The sequence below is a fragment of the Bacteroidota bacterium genome, assembly GCA_034723125.1.
GTDB lineage: Bacteria > Bacteroidota > Bacteroidia > CAILMK01 > JAAYUY01 > JAYEOP01.
The window spans coordinates 9,107-10,774 of sequence record JAYEOP010000345.1 but is presented as its reverse complement, the minus strand read 5'-3'; the positions used below and the strand labels follow the sequence as shown (position 1 = coordinate 10,774).

The 1,668-nt window shown below is 28.1% G+C and carries 1 protein-coding gene; it reads left to right on the top strand.

Annotated features, from left to right (window positions below):
- The first annotated feature begins 691 nt into the window (after window positions 1–691).
- Entirely contained in the window at window positions 692–1,183 is a 492-nt protein-coding gene (locus U9R42_09485; protein MEA3496253.1) for a hypothetical protein, read from the top strand.
- The last annotated feature ends 485 nt before the right edge of the window (window positions 1,184–1,668 follow it).

The following is a 1,668-nucleotide window of genomic DNA, read 5'->3' as shown; positions in this document are numbered from 1 at the left end:
AGTTAAATTGAAAATATGAACATAAAATGAACATCGGTGTAAGTTGAAAGTGAGGTGCTTTGAAAACCCGCACTACGCATAGCCAAACCATCAGACTGTCTAAAAAAATCAACAATTTGTAGATAAAGATATTTTGCCACCAAAGGAATAATTTCTATTTTTATACTATGAAATTTATAGAACCTCCCTATACAAGGAAAAGACAGAAGACAGTCATATATTTTTACAATATCACTGGAAGAAGCAATTCGAAAAACGCAACCTAAAAAAAGCAAATTATTTTTGAGCAAAGCAGAAATAGCTTTATATTTGACAAAAATTTAATTGGTGGTTAGGGTTATTAGACAGACTGACGTTGCTTATAATCCCCCTACTTCGGATAAAAAAAGTTGAATTTTTCAGCTAACGAATGATAAAATAAAGGGTTGAAATGAACAAAATTAAAAACTATTAATTGACTGTAAATTAAATGATTAACTTTGACGTTTGTTGGAATCTCCCTACTGGACAATTCAGTTGAATATTTTAGCTAATGTAGGGAGAATTATTCAACAGAATGAAGAAAAAATAAAAAATCATAGAGCCTATAAACAATAGGTAATCAATAATTAGTATTTACGTTAGTCGGAAAATAGAAAAAAATGACAAGTAATAATCCTAAGGATTAATCGTTCTTTCTCTAAAAACTATTATGAAAAAGATAATTCTTATAAGCTTAGCAATTACTATTATAACAGTATTTCATACTTATGGACAGAACGACTTCCTTCTGACAAAAAAAGGAACAAAATATCCTACTAAGGCAGAAACACTTAAATACAAAAAAGATGTAACTATTAAATATGAGAATGAAAATTATCTCTCAGGAATATTGGTTAAAGTAATAGATGATTCCCTAGTTTCAATTTTAGTAAAGAATGATACTTTTAATTTTACGGTAAATGAAATTCAGAGTATTTCTATATTGAAATTTGGAAGGTTACTAAAATTTTCTATTATAGCAGGGATATTAATTACTCCACTTTCAATTGCAATTGCTGAAGGTGATGTATCCTACCTTAATATTTACTTAGCTTTATTACCAATTAATGCTATATCCGGAATAACGGGAAGTAGCTGGATACCGAATCCAATTGTAACATATAATATGAATAACTATATTATATCAAATAAAAAAGAATAAAATTCAGCACCTAACAAAAACTAAAAAAATGGCAAAACACAGTAATTTAGGGAATTTAACAATAATTAGGACTTTAGAATATTGCCACTTCTTTTAGGGGGCTTCTATTAATTCCTTCGCATCAAGATTGTCAGAGTTTTTCAGAGACAATTTAAATTTTTGAAACACTATCGGGATAATGTAATAAAATTTAAAGCAGTATATGGAAAACTCTGACAACCCTTTTGGAACAAGGATAATAAACAATCTGACTTCACCAAAATATTTTCGAATAGCTAAGGCTATTCAAAAATATTTATGGTTTGCATCTTATTCATTATACTTGTTTCTTGAAAGAAAGGAATTAATAGAAGCCCCCTTTAGCCAAACAGCTATCTATATTTTCTCATTGAATAAAACATTAAAATAATTCCCAAAACTAGTGATATTATTCCTGTAGAAAAAGTAATAGTGAAGTTACTTAATTTATAAATTAAAATACCTGC